Here is a 15,403-nt window from a genome sequence, read left to right on the forward strand (position 1 = left end):
AAATCAATAACCAGACAACAAGATGTGCGAACTCGATATTTTACACGACTCTCTTTACCAATTCTGCCCTGAATTGCACTTAAAACGACTCAACAGTTTAACGCTGGCTTGCCACGCATTACTTGAATGTAAAACGCTCACTCTTACCGAACTTGGTCGTAACCTGCCAACGAAAGCCAGAACAAAACATAACATCAAACGAATCGACAGATTGTTAGGTAATCGTCACTTGCACAAAGAGCGACTCGCTGTATACCGTTGGCATGCCAGCTTTATCTGTTCAGGTAATTCGATGCCCATTGTTCTTGTTGACTGGTCTGATATTCGTGAGCAAAAACGGCTTATGGTATTGCGGGCTTCGGTGGCACTACATGGTCGTTCTATTACTCTTTATGAGAAAGCCTTTCCGCTTTCAGAGCAATGTTCAAAGAAGGCTCATGACCAATTTCTAGCCGACCTTGCAAGCATTCTACCGAGTAACACTACACCGCTCATTGTCAGTGATGCTGGCTTTAAAGTGCCATGGTATAAATCCGTTGAAAAGCTAGGTTGGTACTGGTTAAGTCGAGTCAGAGGGAAAGTGCAATATGCAGATTTAGGTGCGGAAAACTGGCAACCTATCAGCAACTTACATAGCATATCCTCAAGTCGCTCAAAGACTTTAGGCTATAAGAGGTTGACTAAGAGCAACCCAATTTCATGTCAAATTGCACTGTATAAATCACGTCCTAAAGGCCGAAAAAATCAGCGTTCGACACGGACTAATTGTCATCATCCGTCACCTAAAATCTACTCCGCTTCGACAAAAGAACCATGGGTTTTAGCGACTAACTTGCCCGTTGAAATCCGAACACCAAAGCAACTTGTTAGGCTCTACTCGAAGCGTATGCAAATTGAAGAAACCTTCCGAGACTTGAAAAGCCCAGCCTACGGTTTAGGCCTCCGTCATAGCCGAACTAGCAGCTCAGAGCGCTTTGATATCATGCTGCTAATCGCCCTAATGCTTCAACTGACATTTTGGCTTGCTGGAGTTCATGGTCAGAAACAAGGTTGGGATAAGCACTTCCAAGCTAACACTGTCAAAAATCGAAATGTACTCTCAACAGTGCGCTTAGGGATGGAAGTTTTGCGGCATTCTGGCTACACAATAACGAGGGAAGACTTGCTCGCGGCTGCAACCCTGCTTGCTCAAAATCTATTCAAACATGGTTGTGCTTTGGGGAAATTATGAGGGGATCCCTCAGTGCCGAGCATCGAGCGGGTATGGAGAAGCTTTTAGAAATTTGGGAAAAACCGCTCAAAGAAAAGTTATACAAAGGTGAAACTCAGCAGATTAATTCTGTTAAGTCCCTTGGTAATGGTCAACTAGAAGTCACTCTTGGCAAAAATGAATCGAAACTGCGCGAAGGGGACATGGTACTGAGGAATCCCCTAATGATTTTGATAAAAATCATAAATTTAAGGTAGATGCACATCTTGTCATGTGATCAAATGGTTCTGAGAAAAATCAATAACCAGACAACAAGATGTGCGAACTCGATATTTTACACGACTCTCTTTACCAATTCTGCCCTGAATTGCACTTAAAACGACTCAACAGTTTAACGCTGGCTTGCCACGCATTACTTGAATGTAAAACGCTCACTCTTACCGAACTTGGTCGTAACCTGCCAACGAAAGCCAGAACAAAACATAACATCAAACGAATCGACAGATTGTTAGGTAATCGTCACTTGCACAAAGAGCGACTCGCTGTATACCGTTGGCATGCCAGCTTTATCTGTTCAGGTAATTCGATGCCCATTGTTCTTGTTGACTGGTCTGATATTCGTGAGCAAAAACGGCTTATGGTATTGCGGGCTTCGGTGGCACTACATGGTCGTTCTATTACTCTTTATGAGAAAGCCTTTCCGCTTTCAGAGCAATGTTCAAAGAAGGCTCATGACCAATTTCTAGCCGACCTTGCAAGCATTCTACCGAGTAACACTACACCGCTCATTGTCAGTGATGCTGGCTTTAAAGTGCCATGGTATAAATCCGTTGAAAAGCTAGGTTGGTACTGGTTAAGTCGAGTCAGAGGGAAAGTGCAATATGCAGATTTAGGTGCGGAAAACTGGCAACCTATCAGCAACTTACATAGCATATCCTCAAGTCGCTCAAAGACTTTAGGCTATAAGAGGTTGACTAAGAGCAACCCAATTTCATGTCAAATTGCACTGTATAAATCACGTCCTAAAGGCCGAAAAAATCAGCGTTCGACACGGACTAATTGTCATCATCCGTCACCTAAAATCTACTCCGCTTCGACAAAAGAACCATGGGTTTTAGCGACTAACTTGCCCGTTGAAATCCGAACACCAAAGCAACTTGTTAGGCTCTACTCGAAGCGTATGCAAATTGAAGAAACCTTCCGAGACTTGAAAAGCCCAGCCTACGGTTTAGGCCTCCGTCATAGCCGAACTAGCAGCTCAGAGCGCTTTGATATCATGCTGCTAATCGCCCTAATGCTTCAACTGACATTTTGGCTTGCTGGAGTTCATGGTCAGAAACAAGGTTGGGATAAGCACTTCCAAGCTAACACTGTCAAAAATCGAAATGTACTCTCAACAGTGCGCTTAGGGATGGAAGTTTTGCGGCATTCTGGCTACACAATAACGAGGGAAGACTTGCTCGCGGCTGCAACCCTGCTTGCTCAAAATCTATTCAAACATGGTTGTGCTTTGGGGAAATTATGAGGGGATCCCTCAGTGCTCGGCTTGGACAGGGGAAATTTAGAGATGCGCTAATATCATTGTGGGGCTCGTGTAGTGTTAGTAATTATGGCTTAAGCAATATGCTTGTAGCATCCCACATTAAACCGTGGCGTGTGGCAACAGATCTTGAGAGACTAGACCCTTACAATGGATTGTTATTGATACCTAACTTAGACAAGGCTTTTGATAGTGGCTTAATAAGTTTCGATGACAAAGGAAAAATTCTTATCTCCAATGCTTTAAGTGACCCTGAAAAACTTGGCATCAATACTGAGTTAAAGGTCTCCCTACATTCAGAAAATAAAGAGTATCTCTCTTATCATCGTGAGAACGTGTTTAGACGAACTTAGTATCAAGTTTGAAGTGCGACAAATTCTATAGATGCGCATGAATATACTCCGTAGGAGTTCTATACCCAAGTCTTTTGCGTGGGCGCGTATTTAATTTGTGGGCAATTTCATTGCAGAGCTTCTGTGTTACATGTGACATGGAAGTTCGTTTTGGTAAATACTGACGTATTAATCCATTGGTATTTTCATTGGTGCCTCTTTCCCATGAATGATATGGGTTTGCAAAGTAAAACAAGCAGTTATGAAACCTTTCTAGTTGTGCGTATTGGTGAAATTCAGTGCCGTTATCAGCTGTAATTGTCTTAAAAGGTAAATCGGAACGGGTCATGATTTTGCTCATTCTCACATTAAGTGATCCCGTCGTTCGGTCGTCTAATTGGCCAATAAAAGTGTAGCCTGTCATTCTGTCCACCAAAGTGACAATACAGTGCTTAGTTCCGCGCCCAACAACGGTATCAATTTCCCAGTGCCCAGGTTCTTTTCTTAGCTCAGCCTCAACCGATCTCTCGATGATATGACGTTTATTTGCAAGCCGTCCTCGACTGTCTTTTGAGTTGTAGCGCTTACGCCTTTTCTTAGTCGATTGACGCAGGTGTTTCCATAGCATTCCGCCTTCTGCTTTATCGTTCCAGACGTACTGATAAATGAGTTCGTGACTCATTGTTGGATAGCCTCTTAATCTTAAGTAGCCAACGATCTGATCTGGGCTCCAATCCAGTTTCAATAAGGCTTCAGCCAACCTAAAGTCAGTTTTACAGTAACGCTTATTTCGCCTTGAACGACTAAGTCTACTTCGAGCTTTTTGTTGTGCGCGAGCAGGTTGGTAAGACGGGTTTGGTCGGTATGCGTTGTATCGCGAGTTCCGTTGGAATTCACGATAAATAGTACATCTGTGACGACCTAGTTGTGTGGCGATTTTATCGACACTAATTCCTTGCTTTCTCAGAGCAGAAATCATATACCTTTCTATCTCAGTGAGGTGCGTATATCTCATGGTTTTTCACTTCTTGGCGGGAGCAAATTCATGATTATCGCATCTCACTGTTATATTGTTCAGTGGTGTCGCACTTCGTACTTGAATCCAAGGAACATAACAAGCAATTTAAGAGGGATTCACAACGCTTGGCATTTTTGCTTCTACTTCAAATTTAGTGTTTATGGCACAATGCTTTAGGTCGGGTGGTAGCGTTGTTCACCCCTTAATTGGGCGTTATGTTTTAATGTAATTTCAATGGCTTAAATGCCTTTGAGTCGTTCTTTGCCCCTTTGGCTACTTGTTCGGAATAGACTCAGCAAATCACGATTGTCTGCCCCAATTCTTGAATTACTTCACCCGTAAAACATGCCAAGGTTAGTGGGTTGCTTCATTCGAGTTTTCGGGTGGTTCGGTAGTCAGGTTTCTCTGGCTCAAAGTCGCTTTGGGCATATTTCCCAATCAGCCAATAACCTTGGCAGTTGCCTCGGCAAATCGCCATTGTTTTGCGCTGTTGTTGCTAAGAAAGGGCGCTTGTTGAGACTTGATCGAGTTGTCTCATTATCAGGGAAGTGGGCTTACTCGTTGTTGGTTTGGCGCATCTGTCGGTCAAGTGAACCCGAGATTGTGATTTGGTTCAGAAATCTAGGTTTGTATCTCAGCTCTTTGCCAAGTAAATCAACGAATTGTGCTAAAACATAACAAAGCATTTAAGACGGATTCTCAACGCTTGGCAATTTCAGTTTAGGTCGGCTTTAGTGCTGAATGTGGCAAGGTTTAGGGTTGGGTGGTCGCGTTGTTCACCACTTAATGCGGCGTTATATCTAATTTACATCACACATCCTGACTGTATGTATATACATACTTCGGTGCTGGTATATTATTCTCCGGTTTTTTAGTGATAGAGTTATAAAATGACCAAGTACCTAGAAGCTGGCATCAGAGAGCTAGTCGAGGAATTTCAATCAAATGGCAAACTTTGCCCTTCAGCACAAACAATCGCTGATCGTCGGGCTGGCTATGTCGGTAGTACCATATTAGCTGGTGATAGCCCTAAAATTGCAAGCGAATACTTAGATGTAATTAATAGTATTCCGGTTAAGATTTACAAGCCTACAGATGAAGTGAACTTACCTATAACGGTCTACTTTCATGGAGGTTGTTTCATCAGTGGTGGCTTTGAGACACATGATGCTCAGCTAAGACAAATTGCTCTTCTATCCAACTCGATAGTTATTTGCATTCAATACAGGTTAGCGCCTGAACATGCTTATCCAGCAGCACACGATGATGTCTACCAAGCTGTACTTGGCATTAAGGCGCAAGCGCATAAGTATGGTGGTGATTCAGAGCATTTAGTCTTTATTGGTGATAGCGCTGGAGGGCAGTTGGCTTTGGCGACGACGCTTAGGCTAAAAAAACTAGAACAGTGGTTGCCTCGTCAGCAAATTCTTATTTACCCAATGCTGGATCCAACAGGTAATTCGCAAAGTTACAGAGAAAATGGTTCAGACTATGTTATAACGGCAAATATGCTTCTTTCAGGCTTCGAGTTATACGCGAACTGTAGCTCTAAAGACATTACAGAACCAGAGCTTAACCTTTTAAACAGTGACTTTAGCGGTTTGCCTATCACAACTATTATTACCGCAGAGTTTGACCCACTACGCGATGAGGGTGAGTACTTATACAAGTTGATGCTTTCACAAGGCGTTGACGCTTACTGTGAACGTTATTTGGGTGTAATTCATGGTTTCTTTCAGTTGTCTGGTGTGTGTAATTCGGCAAAGCGTTGTATCGCTGCAATTTCAAACCAAATAAAAAATTAGATATAACAAAGCGTTTAAGCCGGATTCCCAACGCATGGCGTTTTCGGCTTATTTTGGTTTTAGTGTTTATGTCACAATGGTTTAGGTTGGGTGGTTAGCGTTGCTCACCACTTAACGCGGCGTTAGTTTACCAATCAGAATAGCACCCTAACTGAACATGCTAGGGTGTGGTAATTATCGCAAATGGTTTTGCGGTAATTGCGATTGTCCAAGAACTGCAACGACCAAAATAAAGCCGTCTTCTTTGGTAAAGTAAGCCGTGTGCTTACCGATCGGGAAGTAAAAACCGTTTTGATATATATCGTTGCAGCTTCTACCTACTGCCGGGTTTTCAGCAAGCATCTGAAACCCAGTAAGAAGAGTGTCTTTATATGAGTTCCACTGCATCTGGGAAAAGTTTATAACAGTATAATTTTTGATTTTGTGTAAATGAGCCTGTGCTAATTTACTTAGTTTATATTTGCTCTTGTGCATACTCTACTTACAACGCGCTTAAGAAATTTTCACCATCAACGACATTGCCTTGGGCTAAGTCTGCTTTTGCAGTCTCAAAGCAATGTTTTATGTAATCGGCTTTCATCGCTTCAAGTTCTTCATAGTCTCTAATCGACATTACAACAACGGCATCTTTGTTGTTTTTACTAATTTTAACTGGCTCGCGTTGAGCGTTTAGAAGCAGTTCACCGAAATTACGTTTAGCGTCATTTGCTGTTAATGTGTACATGATTAAGCTCCAAGTCTGCAAGTACAGTATCATTATAGGGCATCGCTCTAAATGTGCAATTCAATTAAATCGTGCGATTTGTGTGAAAGGTAAACTAACAAAGCGTTTAAGACGGATTCCCAACGCTTGGCATTTTCGGCTTACTTTGAGTTAAGTGATTATGTCACAATGGTTTAGGTAGGGTGGTAGCGTTGCTCACCACTTAACGCGGCGTTATGTTTTAATGGAATTTCAATGGCTTAAGTGCCTTCGAGTCGTTCTTTGTCCCTCTAACCATTCGTTGGGAGTAGACTCAGCAAATCAGTATTATCGTTCCTTTCTTAAATCACTTAACTCGTAAAACATGCCAAGGTTCGCGGGTTGCTTCATTTAAGTTTTCGGGTGGTTTGGTCGTTTTGTTTCTCTGGCTCAAAGTCGCTTTGGTCATATTTCCCAATCAGCCAATAACCTTGGCAGTTGCCTCGGCAAATCTCCATTGTTTTGCGCTGCTTGTGCTAAGAAAGGGCGCTTGTTGAGCCTTGGTCGAGTTGCCTCATTATCAGGGAAGTGGGCTTACTCGTTTTGGGTTTGGAGCATCTGCCGGTCAAGTGGGTTCTAGCTTGTGACTTGGTTCAGAAATCTAAGTCTGCATCTCAGTTCTTTGCCAAGTAAATCAACGAATTGTGCTAAAACATAACAAAGCATTTAAGACGGATTCTCAACGCTTGGCGGTTTCAGTCTAGGTCGGCTTCAATGCTAAATGTGGCAAGGTTTAAGGCAGGGTGGTCGCGTTGTTCACCACTTAATGCGGCGTTAGCCATCAGTGTGTCAATTATGGAGTTTTAATGAAAGATTATGGTCAAGTTGTAGATATATTAAAAGGTGAAAGCGATCGTGGTGCAGTGCTTATTGCGGCTTCCATGATTGATGTAGCACTCGAAAACCTAATAAAAGAAAAGCTAGTTGATAGCGATAAGAAAAGAGACCCTATTTTTGAGCATAATGGTTCGTTAGGAACATTCTCTTCAAAAATAGAAATGTCGTATAGGTTGGGACTAATTACGAGCAAACAGCAGTTAATGTTCAATACATTTCGAAAGCTGAGAAATGTATTTGCTCATAGCTCAACTCTGAGGGATCCCCTCATAATTTCCCCAAAGCACAACCATGTTTGAATAGATTTTGAGCAAGCAGGGTTGCAGCCGCGAGCAAGTCTTCCCTCGTTATTGTGTAGCCAGAATGCCGCAAAACTTCCATCCCTAAGCGCACTGTTGAGAGTACATTTCGATTTTTGACAGTGTTAGCTTGGAAGTGCTTATCCCAACCTTGTTTCTGACCATGAACTCCAGCAAGCCAAAATGTCAGTTGAAGCATTAGGGCGATTAGCAGCATGATATCAAAGCGCTCTGAGCTGCTAGTTCGGCTATGACGGAGGCCTAAACCGTAGGCTGGGCTTTTCAAGTCTCGGAAGGTTTCTTCAATTTGCATACGCTTCGAGTAGAGCCTAACAAGTTGCTTTGGTGTTCGGATTTCAACGGGCAAGTTAGTCGCTAAAACCCATGGTTCTTTTGTCGAAGCGGAGTAGATTTTAGGTGACGGATGATGACAATTAGTCCGTGTCGAACGCTGATTTTTTCGGCCTTTAGGACGTGATTTATACAGTGCAATTTGACATGAAATTGGGTTGCTCTTAGTCAACCTCTTATAGCCTAAAGTCTTTGAGCGACTTGAGGATATGCTATGTAAGTTGCTGATAGGTTGCCAGTTTTCCGCACCTAAATCTGCATATTGCACTTTCCCTCTGACTCGACTTAACCAGTACCAACCTAGCTTTTCAACGGATTTATACCATGGCACTTTAAAGCCAGCATCACTGACAATGAGCGGTGTAGTGTTACTCGGTAGAATGCTTGCAAGGTCGGCTAGAAATTGGTCATGAGCCTTCTTTGAACATTGCTCTGAAAGCGGAAAGGCTTTCTCATAAAGAGTAATAGAACGACCATGTAGTGCCACCGAAGCCCGCAATACCATAAGCCGTTTTTGCTCACGAATATCAGACCAGTCAACAAGAACAATGGGCATCGAATTACCTGAACAGATAAAGCTGGCATGCCAACGGTATACAGCGAGTCGCTCTTTGTGCAAGTGACGATTACCTAACAATCTGTCGATTCGTTTGATGTTATGTTTTGTTCTGGCTTTCGTTGGCAGGTTACGACCAAGTTCGGTAAGAGTGAGCGTTTTACATTCAAGTAATGCGTGGCAAGCCAGCGTTAAACTGTTGAGTCGTTTTAAGTGCAATTCAGGGCAGAATTGGTAAAGAGAGTCGTGTAAAATATCGAGTTCGCACATCTTGTTGTCTGGTTATTGATTTTTCTCAGAACCATTTGATCACATGACAAGATGTGCATCTACCTTAAATTTATGATTTTTATCAAAATCATTAGGGGATTCCTCAGAGCTCAACTCCCTTAAGTCTCGATGATGGACCGATTAGGGATCAGCTAGAAGCTGTGTTTACACATAACCCTGAACTTAGAAATTTATATATCGATGCTGTTCAAGCCACTAATAAGCACCATAACATATCTCAAGAGGACACAAACAATACCCTAAGGTCAGGGCGCTTTCTCCTTAACATGGTTTTTTCTTTGGAAATATTAACGTTAACGAATGCACGTGACAGTGTTGCAAAGATCAAGCGAAATGATGGCTAACAAAGCGTTTAAGACGGATTCCCAACGCTTGGCATTTTTGGTTTACTTTGGGTTAAGTGTTTATGTCACAATGGTTTAGGTTGGGTGGTCTGCGTTGCTCACCACTTAACGCGGCGTTATGTTTTAATGGAATTTCAATGGCTTAAATGCCTTTGAGTCGTTCTTTACCCCTTTAGCTATTCGTTGGGAGTAGACTCAGCAAATCACTATTATCGTTCCATTCATAAATCACTTAACCCGTAAAACATGCCAAGGTTCGCGGATTGCTTCATTCTAGTTTTCGGGTGGTTTGATCGTGTTGTTTTTCTGGCTCAAAGTTGCTTTGGGCATATTTTCCAATTAGCCAATAACCTTGGCAGTTGTCTCGGCAAATCGGCATTGTTCTGCGCTGCTTTTGCTAAGAAAGGGCACTTGTTGAAAGTGTATCGAGTTGCCTTATTATCAGGGAAGTGGAGTCACTCGTTGTTGGTTTGGCGCATCTGGCGGTCAAGTGAGTTAGAGCTTGTGACTTGGTTCAGAAATCTAGGTCTGCATCCCAGTTCTTTGCCAAGTAAATCAACGAATTGTGCTAAAACATAACAAAGCATTTAAGACGGATTCTCAACGCTTGGCAATTTCAGCCTGGGTCGGCTTTGGTGCTAAATGTGGCAAGGTTTAAGGCAGGGTGGTTGCGTTGTTCACCACTTAATGCGGCGTTATGTTTTAATGTGATTTCAATGACTTAAATGCCTTTGAGTCGTTCTTTTCCCCTTTGGCTATTCGTTGGGAGTAGACTCAGAAAATCGCTATTGTCTGCCCAAATTCTTGAATCACTTCACCCGTAAAACATGCCAAAGTTCGCGGGTTGCTTCAATAGAGTTTTCGGGTGGTTTGATCGTCTTATTTCTCTGGCTCAAAGTCGCTTTGGTCATATTTCCCAATCAGCTAATAACCTTGGCAGTTGTCTCGGCAAATCACCATTGTTCTGCGCTGTTGTTGCTAAGAAAGGGCGCTTGTTGAGGCTTGATCGAGTTGCCTCATTAGCAGGGAAGTGGGCTTACTTGTTTTTGGTTTGGCGCATCTGCCGCTCAAGCGAGTTCGAGCTTGTGATTTGGTTCAGAAAATTAGGTCAGCATCTCAGTTCTTTGCCAAGTAAATCAATGAATTGTGCTAAAACATAACAAAGCATTTAAGACGGATTCTCAACGCTTGGCAATTTCGGTTTAGGTCGGCTTCAGTGCTATATGTGGCAAGGTTTAGGCTTGGGTGGTCGCGTTGTTCACCACTTAATGTGGCGTTATAAGAATTGGATACTATGACTGAAATTGAAAAAATCATTTACACAGCGGCAGCAACTATAATTGGTGGTTTGTTGATACATAGTATGTCTCAATTGATACAAAAGTTGTTTATTGAACCTTGTCATCAATATAGGCAACTGACCTCAAAATCCATATCGTCATTAAGCTTTTATTCGAATATGTTGAATGCAAAAGTGAGGGTTGATGATGGCGAAGATTATCGTAAGCGTTATTTTGACGGTCAAGATGAAGTGCGAAAATTGATGGCTGATATGAAAGCACAGTATGTGACGATTTTTCCGTTATGGATCGCGATTGTATTTGGGCTTGTTCCATCAAAAAAGAAGCACAAGCAAATTGTCTCTAACATGCTGACTTTGTCGTTTTTCGGTTCTTTATCAACCCATGACGATGAGCGTTCCCCTTATGATTTGGCTAAAGAAACCGTCAAACTAATGGGGGGTGATCTGTAAATTCTTATAACAAAGCGTTCAAGACGGATTCCCAACGCAAGGCGTTTTCGGCTTACTTTGGGTTAAGTGTTTATGTCGCAATGGTTTAGGCTGGGTGGTTGGCGTTGCTCACCACTTAACGCGGCGTTAAGTTTTTTGGAGTTTATGTGGAAATTTTTAATAATGCTTGGTTTGTGGGTATTGGTGGCGGTGTACTAAGTGGTCTTATCGTTACAGTGATAACGCGTTATCTATTCTCAAGAAAAGATAATAGAGAGTACCTACAGAAAATATCGTCAGTAAATAGAGAAATCGTTTATGCGTTGCGCCCTGGTATATCTGAAGGTCACATTCCAGATGAACATGTATTAACGGCATTAATCAATTCGACAAGCCGCAAATACAGAGTTAATCGTGATGATGCTTATAAGCCTAAGCAAGTTGCGGAAGAGTTGATTAAAGAAATTATGGATTCTAGTTTCATCTCTTCTGAAACGAAAAAATCATACTGTGAGACTTTGTCACACTTTGTTCAAGAGAGAGAGGTTGGTGGAAATGCGGAGTCTAACATCGAGCGCAAAGTTGCTGAAAGTGAGTATAGGCAGAAACTTACAGAGCAAATGAGTGCAGTATTAGGTTTAACAGCAGCAATGGGAACAATGCTATTTGCTTTTGACCGTTTTTTAGACCAAGCCACGGTTCGAACTCCTATTAAAGAGGCGTTAGATCTACTACTTCCGACTATGACTGTTTTAATCTCTACATTAGTTGCAATGGCGAGTATGTTGGCTGTTGTAAGGCTTAAGCGGCTCAAAAACAAAAATAATGAGAACGATGAAAACAAAACTTAACAAACAATTTAAGAGTGATTCAGCACGCTTGGCATTTTTGGTTTGGGTCTAGTCTAGTGATTACGGCGTCCAATTTGAGTGTTGTGGTAGCGTGCTTCACACCTTAATTGGGCGTTATGTTTTAATGGAATTTCAATGGCTTAAATGCCTTTGAGTCGTTCTTTCTCCCTTTGGCTATTCGTTGGGAGTCGACTCAGCAAATCACTATTATCGCCCAGTTCTTAAACCACTCAGCCCGTAAAACATGCCAAGGTTCGCGGGTTGCTTCATTCTAGTTTTCGGGCGGTTTGATCATCTTGTGTCTCTGGCTTAAAGTCGCTTTGGGCGTATTTCCCAATTAGCTAATAACCTTGGCAGTTGCCTCGGCAAATATCCATTGTTCTGCGCTGCTTGTGCTAAGAAAGGGCACTTGTTGAGGCTCGATCGAGTTGCCTCATTATCAGGGAAGTGGACTTACTCGTTTTTGGTTTGGCGCATCTGTCGGTCAAGTGAGTACGAGCTTGTGATTTGGTTCAGAAATCTAAGTTAGCATCCCAGTTCTTTGCCAAGTAAATCAACGAATTGTGCTAAAACATAACAAAGCATTTAAGACGGATTCTCAACGCTTGGCGATTTCAGCCTAGTCAGCTTCAGTGCTAAATGTGGCAAGGTTTAGGCTTAGGTGGTCGCGTTGTTCACCACTTAATGCGGCGTTATACCCTATGGATGAATCTGCATATGGAATGTATAATCCTACACCTTTTGTTATTTTGTTTGGAATAAGTCTTGGATTCATATTCGCTGACGTTTGATGCAACTATCTCACTAGTATTAACCATCTTTTACGCAATTCACCTCTATAAAGTTATCAGTCACAACTTAGATTTGAGAAAGAACGAAGAATTAGCTGAAAAAATAGACAGTTTACCATCTGGGACTAGTTGGAATTTTATGCTAGTAACAGTTGGGCTGCCTTTAGTTTGTTCATTATGTGCAAGCTTTCACCTCAACCCAATAACGATACCAGAAAAAAATACTATCTTAAATGTGCTACCTGCCTTTCTATATGGTGCGGCTGTGACGATTTTTGTCCTTATGATAACCATAGAAATTGGTTACTTGTATGACTCTCGGGTAAGTCACTGGAAGTCCTACATTATAGGAGCGTTAGTATTAGATATAATGGCTCTGTTAAGCTTTTTGTCGGTGTTGCCTCCACCTAAAATGGTTACGGTTGGCGAAACTCCAGAGATTGCTATCAATAGCATCTTTTTTGCGCTAGTTAGTCTAGGTTCACTATTGTCTAGTTGTGGTACTATCCTTATCAGTAAACTTCATTCTTTAGTCGGAGAGGCTTAGGTGATTGAAAATAATAGGGACAATAGTTCTTCTTTAAGTGATTCAAATAGTACAGGGGAATCTATCAATTCTCGCTTAGACAGGATTGAGCGAGACATTGATAGCCTGCGAAAATTAATCATAGATCAAAGTACAAAAAGCAAGAAGCTTGTGTACCTGATGATCATAAACCTTTATCTAGTAGTTTTGATTTTGATTTATTTCCTGATAATTGCCCGATAAACGTCAGAACGGGTATAACAAAGCATTTAAGAGTGATTCGCAACGCTTGGCATTTTCGCTTCGCTCAAGTATAGCCCCGAATTCAACTGCGAAGTGCGACACTCTCCAATATCAAGCAGCCAATGTCATTTCTTTAAAGACAATCGCTGGTTGCTTGAAGTCTAAACACTTTTTCGGTCGATAATTTATCCGTGATACAGCGAATTCAATATCGCTGTCTGTTACCGTTGTTAAGTCGGTTCCTTTCTTCACATATTGCCTTAAAAGCCCGTTAGCATTCTCATTGGCTCCACGCTCCCAAGAGCTATAAGGATGAGCAAAGTACACATCAGCCTCCAACGCCTTTGCGATGGTTTCGTGGCCTGCAAACTCTCTCCCGTTATCTGCCGTGATGGTATGGACATGTTCCTTATAAGGCATGAGTAGCTCTATGGTGGCTTGGGTGACATCATCTGCTGACTTCGATGGCACTTTCTTGACCACGTAAAATCGTGTTTTACGCTCTAAAATTGTCACCATAGCACCAGTGCCATGTTTGCCTAATACGGTGTCGATTTCCCAATCACCCAATCGCTCCTTACTGTCAACGATGCTTGGCCTATCATCGATAGAAACAGCATTCTTGATCGCTGGCGCTTTCTCTTTTCCACCGCGACGATACCGCTTGTGACCTTGCCTCAAGTGGCGATATAACTTGCCTCCCAAGCGTTTATCCTGCGCAACAAATCGGTAGATCCACTCATGGCTGACAGAGGCACCGACTCTAGTTAATACACTGGAAATCTGCTCTGGACTCCAATCTGCTTCTAAAAGGAGGCGGATAAAATCAACACGCTCCTTTGGTATTCTGTATTTCCGCGCTGATGTGCGTTTTTTGATTGAGAATACCTGAGCTTCGCTTGGGCAATAATGACTGCCTTTGCTGCCGCGTTTAAGCTCCCGATATACCGTAGAGCGATGGCACTGAACGGTTTTAGCTATTTCAGAAACCGAAATTCCCCGTTCCAAAAGAGCAGAAATCTGGTATCTTCTGCCCTCGGTCAACTGCTGATAATTCATGGTAGTACTGCTTGTTTCTTTGGCGAGAAGAGCGTACCACTTTCAGCAGTTGGCTTCTTCTTCTACACCTTTCCATGAATGTCGCACTTATTATCTGAAATCGGGGCCAAGCGTCGCTCACACCTTAATGCGGCGTTAGTACTCAGGAGTAATTATGAATTACGGTGATTATCAAATCCCCTTGCTTATAGCAAAACAAACGATTCAAGGTGGAAATATTCATTTGCAGATCGATAGATATGCAGGTGTGGCTTTTTTCGTAGGAAATGAGGGGCTAATTGCAACCTGTAGGCATATCGTACAAATGGTTCAAGAGGGTGAAGTATTGGTCGGTAAAAGCTTAAATACTGGTGTTATTGAACCTATTTATAATATTAGAGTGCATGCTGACTACGATTTTGCGTTAGGTGCTTTCATGGGGCAGCCAGATTACCGTATTTTTCCGATGGATGGTGAAGATTGTTTGCCGGGTCATGATGTAAGAGCTTTTGGCTTCAACAACATTGGTAAAATTGGTGCTGACGTACGAGTTAATGCAAGAATGCTTAAAGGTTACATTGTGTCAAAGCACGAGACCTCGGATCACCCTGAAGCAAAAACAACTACAGAAGTATCTTTTCCGTCTTTAAAAGGTTTTAGTGGAAGCCCTTTGGTTAGCACTGAAACGGGAAAATTAGCGGGAATGATGTTTAGCAATCATGAGTCTTCTATTGAAGTTCATTCATTTATGGATGTTGAAGATAATGGAGATACATTTAAGGAAAGTATTTATCGAGTTATAGAGCTTGGTCTTGCACATTCAATTAGCGACATAAATCAATTCATATCGGATCTCAAAGGGTAAGAGTCTTAGTATCAAGTTTGAAGTGCGACAAA

15 protein-coding genes are annotated in these 15,403 nt (G+C 42.1%); 10 read left to right on the forward strand and 5 right to left on the reverse strand.

The features are described 5' to 3' along the window. The first annotated feature begins 22 nt into the window (after positions 1-22). The 4 genes from RJD38_RS18835 to RJD38_RS18850 all read left to right on the forward strand — a co-directional run bounded on the left by RJD38_RS18835 (position 23) and on the right by RJD38_RS18850 (position 3,103). Positions 23-1,231 (forward strand): IS4 family transposase, encoded by a 1,209-nt coding sequence (locus RJD38_RS18835; RefSeq protein WP_032073033.1) that lies wholly within the window; start codon positions 23-25, stop codon positions 1,229-1,231. Further along, entirely contained in the window at positions 1,228-1,467 is a 240-nt protein-coding gene (locus tag RJD38_RS18840; protein WP_367971462.1) for a hypothetical protein, read from the forward strand. Before RJD38_RS18835 ends, RJD38_RS18840 begins: the two co-directional genes overlap by 4 nt. A gap of 59 nt (positions 1,468-1,526) precedes the next feature. Continuing rightward, positions 1,527-2,735 carry an IS4 family transposase gene (locus tag RJD38_RS18845; RefSeq protein ID WP_032073033.1) on the forward strand — a complete coding sequence of 403 codons (1,209 nt, stop codon included), beginning with the start codon at positions 1,527-1,529 and terminating at the stop codon, positions 2,733-2,735. 98 nt (positions 2,736-2,833) lie between these two features. Beyond that, positions 2,834-3,103 carry an HNH endonuclease gene (locus tag RJD38_RS18850; protein WP_367971463.1) on the forward strand — a complete coding sequence of 90 codons (270 nt, stop codon included), beginning with the start codon at positions 2,834-2,836 and terminating at the stop codon, positions 3,101-3,103. 25 nt (positions 3,104-3,128) lie between these two features. Here the strand turns inward: RJD38_RS18850 and RJD38_RS18855 are convergent, their stop codons facing one another. After that, positions 3,129-4,097, reverse strand: a complete 969-nt coding sequence (locus RJD38_RS18855) for an IS30 family transposase (protein ID WP_083163595.1) — start codon at positions 4,095-4,097, stop codon at positions 3,129-3,131. Between the two features lie 893 nt (positions 4,098-4,990). On the opposite strand from RJD38_RS18855, the gene RJD38_RS18860 reads away from it, so the two are divergent. Beyond that, positions 4,991-5,905 carry an alpha/beta hydrolase gene (locus tag RJD38_RS18860; protein ID WP_065546160.1) on the forward strand — a complete coding sequence of 305 codons (915 nt, stop codon included), beginning with the start codon at positions 4,991-4,993 and terminating at the stop codon, positions 5,903-5,905. A 174-nt stretch (positions 5,906-6,079) separates the two neighbouring features. Here the strand turns inward: RJD38_RS18860 and RJD38_RS18865 are convergent, their stop codons facing one another. Together RJD38_RS18865 and RJD38_RS18870 are read right to left on the reverse strand one after the other, a co-directional pair. Then, complete coding sequence (locus tag RJD38_RS18865) at positions 6,080-6,379, reverse strand: type II toxin-antitoxin system RelE/ParE family toxin (RefSeq protein ID WP_065546161.1); 300 nt, start codon at positions 6,377-6,379, stop codon at positions 6,080-6,082. A 7-nt stretch (positions 6,380-6,386) separates the two neighbouring features. Beyond that, positions 6,387-6,629 (reverse strand): type II toxin-antitoxin system Phd/YefM family antitoxin, encoded by a 243-nt coding sequence (locus tag RJD38_RS18870; protein WP_045101727.1) that lies wholly within the window; start codon positions 6,627-6,629, stop codon positions 6,387-6,389. Between the two features lie 824 nt (positions 6,630-7,453). Here RJD38_RS18870 and RJD38_RS18875 point away from each other — a divergent pair. Further along, entirely contained in the window at positions 7,454-7,783 is a 330-nt protein-coding gene (locus RJD38_RS18875) for a hypothetical protein (RefSeq protein ID WP_367971464.1), read from the forward strand. Here the strand turns inward: RJD38_RS18875 and RJD38_RS18880 are convergent. Further along, a complete protein-coding gene (locus RJD38_RS18880) occupies positions 7,752-8,960 on the reverse strand; it encodes an IS4 family transposase (protein ID WP_032073033.1) in 1,209 nt (402 codons plus the stop codon). The genes RJD38_RS18875 and RJD38_RS18880 overlap by 32 nt on opposite strands. Positions 8,961-10,619: 1,659 nt before the next feature. Here RJD38_RS18880 and RJD38_RS18885 point away from each other — a divergent pair. From RJD38_RS18885 to RJD38_RS18895, 3 genes are all read left to right on the forward strand, one after another. Continuing rightward, a complete protein-coding gene (locus RJD38_RS18885) occupies positions 10,620-11,078 on the forward strand; it encodes a hypothetical protein (RefSeq protein ID WP_065546164.1) in 459 nt (152 codons plus the stop codon). Between the two features lie 146 nt (positions 11,079-11,224). Continuing rightward, a complete protein-coding gene (locus tag RJD38_RS18890) occupies positions 11,225-11,908 on the forward strand; it encodes a hypothetical protein (RefSeq protein WP_065546806.1) in 684 nt (227 codons plus the stop codon). A gap of 765 nt (positions 11,909-12,673) precedes the next feature. Beyond that, positions 12,674-13,246, forward strand: a complete 573-nt coding sequence (locus tag RJD38_RS18895; RefSeq protein ID WP_065546165.1) for a hypothetical protein — start codon at positions 12,674-12,676, stop codon at positions 13,244-13,246. 333 nt (positions 13,247-13,579) lie between these two features. Here RJD38_RS18895 and RJD38_RS18900 read toward each other — a convergent pair whose 3' ends face one another. Continuing rightward, positions 13,580-14,527 (reverse strand): IS30 family transposase, encoded by a 948-nt coding sequence (locus tag RJD38_RS18900; RefSeq protein WP_014386666.1) that lies wholly within the window; start codon positions 14,525-14,527, stop codon positions 13,580-13,582. A gap of 154 nt (positions 14,528-14,681) precedes the next feature. Between RJD38_RS18900 and RJD38_RS18905 the strand changes: the two genes are divergently transcribed. Further along, positions 14,682-15,371: a S1 family peptidase gene (locus RJD38_RS18905; RefSeq protein ID WP_065546166.1), complete on the forward strand. Its 690-nt coding sequence runs from the start codon at positions 14,682-14,684 to the stop codon at positions 15,369-15,371. Positions 15,372-15,403 lie beyond the last annotated feature (32 nt).

This window comes from Vibrio scophthalmi, assembly GCF_040869025.1.
GTDB classification, from domain to species: domain Bacteria; phylum Pseudomonadota; class Gammaproteobacteria; order Enterobacterales; family Vibrionaceae; genus Vibrio; species Vibrio scophthalmi.

Excerpts from the sequence above, each read along its gene's own strand:
- RJD38_RS18835 (WP_032073033.1), top strand. The coding sequence starts at position 23 with ATGTGCGAACTCGATATTTTACACGACTCTCTTTACCAATTCTGCCCT.
- RJD38_RS18840 (WP_367971462.1), top strand. The coding sequence starts at position 1,228 with ATGAGGGGATCCCTCAGTGCCGAGCATCGAGCGGGTATGGAGAAGCTT.
- RJD38_RS18845 (WP_032073033.1), top strand. The coding sequence starts at position 1,527 with ATGTGCGAACTCGATATTTTACACGACTCTCTTTACCAATTCTGCCCT.
- RJD38_RS18850 (WP_367971463.1), top strand. The coding sequence starts at position 2,834 with ATGCTTGTAGCATCCCACATTAAACCGTGGCGTGTGGCAACAGATCTT.
- RJD38_RS18855 (WP_083163595.1), bottom strand. The coding sequence starts at position 4,097 with ATGAGATATACGCACCTCACTGAGATAGAAAGGTATATGATTTCTGCT.
- RJD38_RS18860 (WP_065546160.1), top strand. The coding sequence starts at position 4,991 with ATGACCAAGTACCTAGAAGCTGGCATCAGAGAGCTAGTCGAGGAATTT.
- RJD38_RS18865 (WP_065546161.1), bottom strand. The coding sequence starts at position 6,379 with ATGCACAAGAGCAAATATAAACTAAGTAAATTAGCACAGGCTCATTTA.
- RJD38_RS18870 (WP_045101727.1), bottom strand. The coding sequence starts at position 6,629 with ATGTACACATTAACAGCAAATGACGCTAAACGTAATTTCGGTGAACTG.
- RJD38_RS18875 (WP_367971464.1), top strand. The coding sequence starts at position 7,454 with ATGAAAGATTATGGTCAAGTTGTAGATATATTAAAAGGTGAAAGCGAT.
- RJD38_RS18880 (WP_032073033.1), bottom strand. The coding sequence starts at position 8,960 with ATGTGCGAACTCGATATTTTACACGACTCTCTTTACCAATTCTGCCCT.
- RJD38_RS18885 (WP_065546164.1), top strand. The coding sequence starts at position 10,620 with ATGACTGAAATTGAAAAAATCATTTACACAGCGGCAGCAACTATAATT.
- RJD38_RS18900 (WP_014386666.1), bottom strand. The coding sequence starts at position 14,527 with ATGAATTATCAGCAGTTGACCGAGGGCAGAAGATACCAGATTTCTGCT.
- RJD38_RS18905 (WP_065546166.1), top strand. The coding sequence starts at position 14,682 with ATGAATTACGGTGATTATCAAATCCCCTTGCTTATAGCAAAACAAACG.